This window comes from Teichococcus rhizosphaerae, from assembly GCF_002631185.1.
Classification (GTDB): domain Bacteria; phylum Pseudomonadota; class Alphaproteobacteria; order Acetobacterales; family Acetobacteraceae; genus Pseudoroseomonas; species Pseudoroseomonas rhizosphaerae.
In genome coordinates this window covers 1-8,232 of sequence record NZ_PDNU01000083.1, presented here as the reverse complement: position 1 = coordinate 8,232, position 8,232 = coordinate 1, and the positions used below count along the sequence as shown (strand labels likewise).

Here is an 8,232-nt window from a genome sequence, read left to right as displayed (position 1 = left end):
TGCCGTCCCAGGCGACGGCGTGGATGCAGAATGGCTCCCGCCTAGTCCCCGCCGTGCCGAGCGGCGTCCCCGCGGGAGTGGTGGCCCTCATCCGCGGCCGCTCGGCTGAGAGCCTGCGAATGGCTCCGGCGGGGACGTGTCCCTCGGCGTCGCAGCCTTCGGCAGCGGCGATATAGCAGCCATCCACTTCCTCACGGGTGCCCGCCGCGCGGCTCATCGTCGCCAGGGCGCCGGTCAGCCGAACGCCGACGGCGAAGCCGTTCCGCCGAAGGTGCGCCGCGTAGTCCTCGCAGTTGCACTGCGGGCTCTTTCGGAGCGTGACCTGCGTCGGGGTGTTTGCCTGCGCGCGCAGCCGGGCGCTGGCTGCCGCCGAAAGGGAGGCGCGGCGGAAGAGTGAGGTCGTCATCGGTTCTCCTTTTCTCGGTGTCCGGCTCGGCTCAGGCCACCCGCAGCACGCCCATCAGGCCGCTGACTTCGTGGTCCATGACATGGCAGTGCAGCATCCAGTCGCCCGGGTTGTCGGCGACGAAGGCGACCTCCACGGTCTGGCGCGGCTCGACGAGCACCGTGTCGCCCCATTCCGCCCCGGCCACCGCGGTGCCGTTCCGGGTCAGGACCCGGAAGCTGTGGCCGTGCATGTGCATCGGGTGCCACCACGCGGTCTCGTTCCGAAGCGACAGCACGCAGGTCCGGCCGCGTGCGAGGGTCAGCAGCGGCGGCATGCCCGTGTCGCCTCTGCCGGTCATGGACATGCCGTTGATGGCCCATGCCGCCCCGCGCATGCCCATCATCCCCATCATGCCCCTGCCGCCCATCATCCCGCCCTGGAGCGCGAGTTCGTGCCGCTCGGCCGTGGCGAGGTCCGGCTCGGGAAGCGGGTTCGGCGGCAGGCGGACCGGGGCGTCCAGTGGGTGGCCGCGAAGGGGCGCGGAGCCGTCATAGGCGAGCGCGACGAGCTCGTAGGCTGAGCGGCCGTAAAAGTCGTCGATCACGGCGTAGCGGCGCCTCGGCTCGCTAACCATGTCCAAGATGACGTCGGCGCGCATGGCGGGACCGAGCAGCAGCCGCCCACCCGCGGGTTCGTGCGGCTCGCAGGGCTGGCCGTCGAAGGCGATGACGACGGGCCGGTGCCCCTCGAACCGCAGCGCCATGATGCGCGCCGTGGCTGCGTTGATGATGCGCAGCCGCACGCGCTCCCCAGCGCGGACGTTGAGTGCGTCTGGCACCCCGCCGTTGACGGTGACCGTGTTGCCGAGGCGGCCACCCATCGCCGCCTCCATGCGGCCGCCGAAGCCCGGAGCGATCTGGGTGCCGCGCGTCAGCCGCCAGTCCTGGATGACCCAGAGCAGCTCGCGGTCCACCCGGGGCGGCTCCCGCTCCTCGACGATCAGCGCCCCGGCCAGCCCGCGTCCCTGCTGCACCAGGCCGTTATCGTGCGGGTGGTACCAGAAGGTCCCGGCGTCGGGCGGCGTGAACTCGTAGGCGAAGCTCCCGCCGGACTTGATGGACGGTTGGGTTAGTCCCGGCACGCCGTCCATGGCGTTGGGCAGCCGGATGCCGTGCCAGTGCACGGTCGTGCCCTCGTCCAGGCGGTTTTCCACGGTGGCGCGGAACCTCGCCCCTTGGCGGACCCGGAGCACGGGTCCGGGGACCGAGCCGCTGTAGGACCAGACGGCTGTGGCCGGTTGGTCGTCCCCGGCGATCAATGCGCGGGCCGGTTCGGCGGTCAGCCGCAGGGAAGCGGGCACGCTGGTGGCGGATGCGGCATGTCCCCTGCCGGGAAGCGTGCCCGCCAGAGCGAGGGCGCCGCCTGCGGTCCAGAGTTGCCGCCGCGTCAGGTCCGGCGGGGTGGTGATTGGCATGTTTTCCGTCCTCGTCATGCCGCCGCGGCCCGCAGGAGGGCGGGTGCACGGCGCGGATCCGGCGAAGGCCGGACCCATGGATCTCCGTCCGCCGCCCGCGGTGGGCGGGCGACGGTTAGACGAGGGTGGTGGGTCTGGGTGGGAAAGGGTCGGGCGGGAGCGCCCGGCCCCGCTGGCCCGCAGGCGCCCCCACAGCGTACTCGAACGCGACGGCAACGGGCGCGCTGAGGACCGCCGGGGCCGGTAGGCCGACGAATGCACCCAAGCAGGCGAGGGCACTGCACGGCATCATCTTGGCGCCGCCATCGCCGCCGGGTGCCTTGGCCGCGCAGTCGCCACAGGACTGGCCGGGGCCTCCGGCCGTCGTGGTGCCGCCGGGCATGGGCATTGCCGACGCGGTCCCCGGCAGCGCCGTCGCCAGCACGAAGGCGAGGGCCGTCAGGACCAGCAGCAGGCGTCGGAGGACGGGCATGCCCATGGCCGGACGATATGCACCGTGGTGTTCGCCGTGCAAGGTCACGCCCATCCGAACTCCCTCACCGAACCGGCGCCAGGTCGGCCCCGCGGGCGCGCCGGAGCGCGTCCAGCACCGCCTCGCGGCTCAGGACCTCGGACAGGACGATGCCCCGTGGGGCACCCGGGCCGTAGACCGCGTTGAAGGGGATGCCGAACCGGTCGTTGTTGGCGAGGTAGTCGGAGATCCGGACGTCCGGGCGGGTCCAGTCGGCCCGCATGGCGACCACGCCCGGCTCGGCCAGGGCCGCGGCCACCTCGGGGCGCTCCAGGACCAGGGCGTCGTTGACCTTGCAGTTGGCGCACCAGTCGGCGGTCACGTCCACGAAGACCACCTTGCCCTCGGCGACGAACCGCCGGAGGGCGGCCTCGTCGAACGGCGCCCAGGCCGTCGCCGCGGCATTCGGCGGAGCCGCCCGAAGCACGGCGGGCGCGGTTCCGGCGCCGAGCAGAGCGAGCACGACCACCACCGCGGCAGCGGGCGAGCCGATCCGCGGGCGCAGCGCCAGCGCCCCCGTCAGCACCACCAGCGCGGCGGCCACCGCGCCCGCGGCCAGCCATGAGGTCTGGGCAGCCAGCACGGTCAGGAGCCAGGCCGCGGTCCCCGTCAGGGCGATGGCCAGCACGCATCGGAGCGCGATCATCCACCATCCCGGCCTCGGCAGGAGGCGGACCACGCCCGGGAAGGCGGCGCCCAGGAGATGCGGCGCGGCCAGCCCAACCCCCAGGGCGCCGAAGATGGCCAGGATCTCGGCAGGGCCCCGTGCCAACGCGAAGCCGACGGCCGTGCCGACGAAGGGTGCCGAGCACGGCGTCGCCAGCACCGTGGTGAACGCCCCGGCCGCGAAGCTGCCCGCGAGCCCGTCCCCGCCCGCACGGCCCATCGCGGTCGCGAGGCGCGATGGCAGCGGGATCTCGAACAGCCCGGCGAGGCTCGCCGCGAAGACCGCGAGGGCGGCCGCCATCGCCACGAGGAACACAGGCTGCTGGAACTGCATGCCCCAGCCAACGGCGAGCCCGGCGGCCTTGAGGACGGCCAGCGCGCCGCCGAGGGCGAGCATGGAGGCGACGACGCCCGCCGCCGTGGCCAGGAAGCCGAGGCGGATCTGGCGGCGCGCCTGCCCCCGGTGGCGCAGGGCGGCCATGAGCTTCAGGCTGAGCACCGGCAGGACGCACGGCATCAGGTTGAGGACCAGGCCGCCAAGCAGCGCCACGCCAAGGAACGGCAGCAGGCTGCCCCACCCCGCTCGCGTGGCGCCCGCCGCGACCGTGCCTCGGGTCTCCGACGCCCGTTGCCCGTCGAGCAAGGTCACCGTGACGTCGGAGCCCGGCATACTGACGACGTCCGGCCCCGAGGTGACGGGGAGCAGCGCCGTCGCGGTCCCGCGGTCGGCGCTGAAGGAAAACTCTGGCCTGCCGAAGGTCCACCGCCCGCTCTCAACGATGACGTCCGGCGCCGAGAGCGGCTGCCGGGAGGAAATCCGGACCTCCAGCGCGGCTGGGTTCCCGGGCAGCGCGGCGACGCCGTCCACCGCGAGCCCGGACCGCGAGCCGTCGTCCGGCACCCGGGCCTCGTAGCGGGCGATGAGATTGGCCGCCTCCGGGTCCACGGCAGCGGCGCCCGCTGGCAGGTCGAGCGAGAGTTCCAGGCTCTTGGGCACGCAGACGGTGCTGCATACGAGGATGTCAAGCCTGCCCCGGAGCGCGACCGGCTCGCCGGGACGTTCGGAGACGATGGTCAGGGGAAAGACGACCTTGTCGAAGTAACCGAAGGTCTCGAGCCCGAACAGCGTGAACCGGGTGGGCGCGGGCCAGCGCCAATCCACCGAGGCGACATTGACCGAGCCGGTCCAGTCCACCGCGGGCGGCGTTCCGGCGTCCCCGGGCGACCGCCAGTAAGTGTCCCAGCCGTCGCCCATAGCGACCTGGAGCCCCGCGCGGACTTCCTTGTCGGATCCTGCTGTGTCGGCCGCCGTGAGCAGGCGGGCGCGAACGATTTCCCCGGACATCCACGGGCCGCTCGCCGCCATCGGCGCCGCGACGGGCCACGCCAGGACGAAGGCGACGAGCGCCGCGGCGAGCAGGCGCGGGCGGACTCGGAGAGCTTCCGATATGGTCCCGAAGCGTTTGCGGTATCGGTCCGCCTCAATCGTGGCAGCCACGCGCGCCGCCCCTCCGATGCTCATGCTTGCCCCGCCGCTACGACCGTGGGTTCCAGCCGCGGAGCAAGAGCGCGTTCGTGACCACGCTGACGCTGCTCAATGCCATCGCCGCGCCCGCGACCATCGGGCTGAGCAGCCCCAGGGCCGCCAGGGGGATGCCGACCAGGTTGTAGACGAAGGCCCAGAACAGCCCCTGCCGGATCTTGCGGTAGGTCCGCCGCGACACGTCGATGGCGCCTGCGACCAGCGCCGGGTCGCCACGCATCAGGGTCACGCCCGCCGTGTGCATGGCGACGTCGGTGCCGGTCGACATGGCGATGCCGACATCCGCCGCGGCGAGCGCAGGCGCGTCGTTGATGCCGTCGCCGACCATGGCGACCACCCTGCCCTCGCCGCGCAGCCCGGCGACCGCCTCGGCCTTGCCCTCGGGCAGCACCTCCGCGACCACCTTGTCGATGCCCAGCGACCGGGCGGCGGCGGCCGCGGCGCCTCGGTTGTCGCCGGTCAGCATGACCGTCTCGATGCCCTGGCGATGCAGCCGGTCAACGGCGCCACGGGCCGAATCCTTGACGCTGTCGCCGAACGCGATCAGGCCCAGAACCCGGCAGGTGGGCGCCGTCTCGGCCAGCCAGGACACGGTCCGCCCCGACTCCTCGAGGTCACTGGCCGCCGGGGCGAGCGCGTCCCCGGCCAGCCCGTTCTCCTCGAGCAGGCGCCGGTTGCCGAGGACGAGCGAGCGGCCCTCGACCGCGCCCGAGACGCCCCGCCCGGCGAGCGCCCGGAAATTCATGGTCGCGAGCGGCGTGACGCCCTCGGCCCGTCGCCGGACGGCGGCCGCCAGCGGGTGTTCGCTCCCGGCCTGGAGGGCAGCGGCCAACCGGAGAACCTCCGCCGCGCCCGTCCCCTCGACGGGGACGACGTCCGTCACCTCGGGGCGCCCCTCGGTCAGGGTCCCGGTTTTATCGAACGCGACCGTGGTGACCGCGTGCGCCCGCTCCAGCGCCTCGGCGTCCTTGATCAGGATGCCGTGCCGCGCCGCAGCGCCGGTGCCGACCATGATGGCGGTCGGCGTCGCCAGGCCCAGGGCACAGGGGCAGGCGATGACCATGACCGCCACCGCGTTCAGGATGGCCGCCGTCGCGTCACCCGTGACCGCCCACCAGCCGACGAAGGTGACGAGCGCGATGCCGAGCACGACCGGGACGAAGACCGCGCTGACGCGGTCCACCAGGCGCTGGATCGGCGCCTTGGATGCCTGGGCGCCCTCGACCAGCCGGACGATCCTGGCCAGCGTGGTCTCGGCGCCGACGGCGGTGGTCTCGATGACCAGCAGGCCGTCCGTGTTGATGGCGCCGCCGGTGACCTTGGCACCGACCACCTTTTCCACGGGCAGGCTTTCGCCGGTCAGCATGGACTCGTCGACGCTGCCGCCACCCTCCACCACGCGCCCGTCCACCGGGATGCGCTCGCCGGGGCGGACCACGACGGCGTCGCCGACCCGGACCTCGGCGAGCGGCACCTCGACTTCGGCGCCGCCCCGGCGCAGGCGCGCCTTGTCGGGCCGGAGATCCATGAGCGCGCGGATGGCCGAGGCCGTCTGTCCCTTCGCGCGCGCCTCCAGCCACTTGCCGAGCAGGACGAAGGTGATGATGAGCGCCGAGGACTCGAAGTAGAGCGCGGGCGCGTGATCCCCGTGCGCCGTCAGCAGCCCGTAGACGCTCAGGCCCCAGGCGGCCGTCGTGCCCAGGGCAACCAGCAGGTCCATGTTGCCGCTGAAGGACCGCGCGGCCTTCCACCCGGCCACGTAGAACCGCCAGCCCAGCCAGAACTGCACCGGCGTCGCGAGGGCGAGTTGAACCCAGCCCGGCGGCATCATCCACTCGGCCCCGAGCAGATGCCCCACCATGCCGAGCAGGAGCGGCGCCGAGAGCGCGGCCGCGGTCACGACGCGGAACAGGTCGCGGCGGCTCCGTGCCGCCGCCGCATCGGCCTCCTCCGCCGGGGAGCCCGCCTGCTCGACCGGACTGGCCTCGTACCCCGTGTTCTGAACGGCGGCGACGAGCTGATCGACCGAGACGGCGCCGCGGGCGGCGGTGACGCGGGTCCGCTCCGTGGCCAGGTTCACCTCGGCCTCAATGACGCCCGGCACCTGCTTGAGCGCCCGCTCGACCCGGCCGACGCAGGAGGCGCAGGTCATGCCCTGGACGTTCAGGTCGAACTCGGACACGGGGACATCGTACCCCGCCTCCTCCACGGCCCTGGCCACCGCCGCGGTGTCCGGCGGCCCGGCGAAGGCGACGCGCGCCCGCTCCGTGGCGAGGTTGACGGAGACGCCGGAGACGCCGGGTACCTGCTTCAGGACCCGCTCGACCCGGCCGACGCAGGAGGCGCAGGTCATGCCCTCGATGCCGATGTCCACCTCGGCACCGCCCCCGGCCATCGCGGCGGTCCCGGCTTCCGCAGTCAGAGCGTCCATTGCGCCCGTCTCCTGATAATCCCGACTGCCGGGCCACATGGGGCTTCCCACACTGGGAAGGTCAAGGGCCGCCGTCCGGCCCCGCCTCGGCGGCGGCGGCACTCCCTGGAGGCTGGCTGCGGCAGGCTTCCTTGGCTCATCGCCAACCGTCACTCCGCCATCGCGAATGACTCCGGCTCCTGAGCCGCCTCCGTCCGTGGCAGGCGCCATCCTTTGACCAGTCCGTAGATCGCCGGGATCACCAAAAGGGTCAGCACCGTCGAGGACACCATGCCGCCGACCATCGGAACCGCGATGCGCTGCATGAGCTCCGAGCCGGTGCCGGTGCTCCAGAGGATCGGCAGCAGGCCCGCCATGATGGCGGTCACCGTCATCATCTTGGGCCGCACCCGCTCAACCGCGCCCTCCATGATGGCGTGGCGCAGATCCTCCTGCGTCAGGCGCCGCCCCTCGGCCCGGCACCGCTCCCGAACCTCCGCGAGTGCGTGGTCAAGGTAGATCAGCATGATGACGCCGGTCTCCGCCGCCACCCCGGCGAGCGCGATGAACCCGACGGCGACGGCCACGCTCATGTTGAACTGCATCATGAACATGAGCCAGATGCCTCCGACGAGCGCGAAGGGGACCGAGAGCATGACGATGATCGTCTCGGTCAGCCGCCCAAAGTTCAGGTAGAGCAGCACAAAGATGATGAGCAGGGTCACCGGCACGACGATGGCCAACTTTGCCTTGGCGCGTTGCATGTACTCGAACTGGCCGCTCCACTCGACATGGTATCCGGGCGGCATCCGCACCTGCCCGGCGACGGCCCGCTGCGCGTCGGCCACGTAGCCGCCGATGTCACGCCCGTGCATGTCAACATAGACGTAGTTCACCAATTGCGCGTTCTCGGTCCGGATGGTCGGCGGGCCGCGGCGCAGCTGGACGGCCGCCAGCTGCCCCAGCGGGATGGCGGCCCCCTGCATGCTCTGCACGAGGACCTGCGCCGCGATTCCTTGCGGGTCGCTGCGCAGGCCGCGCGGGTACCGGACGTTGACCGTGTAGCGCGCGCGGCCCTCGACGGTGGTCGTGACCGGCTCGCCCCCGAGCGCCGTGGCGATGGTCTCTTGGAGGTCGCCGACGGTCAGGCCGTAGCGGGCCAGGGCCGCCCGGTCCGGCTCGATCTCCAGGTAGTAGCCGCCCTCGACCCGCTCGGCGAAGGCGCTGGTGGTGCCGGGGG

At 72.8% G+C, this 8,232-nt stretch carries 5 protein-coding genes; all 5 read right to left on the bottom strand.

The window, feature by feature from the left end; genetic code table 11:
• Nucleotides 1-406: DUF411 domain-containing protein (locus tag CR162_RS21255; protein WP_099097480.1), on the bottom strand; the 406-nt coding region annotated here is incomplete at its 3' end.
• Nucleotides 407-437: 31 nt separating this feature from the next.
• The gene (locus CR162_RS21250; RefSeq protein WP_099097479.1) at nt 438-1,862 is read right to left on the bottom strand and encodes a multicopper oxidase family protein; all 1,425 of its coding nucleotides are present in this window, start codon (nt 1,860-1,862) and stop codon (nt 438-440) included.
• Nucleotides 1,863-2,398: 536 nt separating this feature from the next.
• Nucleotides 2,399-4,561 carry a protein-disulfide reductase DsbD family protein gene (locus CR162_RS21240; RefSeq protein WP_086062511.1) on the bottom strand — a complete coding sequence of 721 codons (2,163 nt, stop codon included), beginning with the start codon at nt 4,559-4,561 and terminating at the stop codon, nt 2,399-2,401.
• A 13-nt stretch (nt 4,562-4,574) separates the two neighbouring features.
• A complete protein-coding gene (locus CR162_RS21235) occupies nt 4,575-7,013 on the bottom strand; it encodes a heavy metal translocating P-type ATPase (protein ID WP_218014953.1) in 2,439 nt (812 codons plus the stop codon).
• 149 nt (nt 7,014-7,162) lie between these two features.
• On the bottom strand, nt 7,163-8,232 hold a 1,070-nt coding region (locus CR162_RS21230), incomplete at its 5' end, for an efflux RND transporter permease subunit (RefSeq protein ID WP_141563279.1).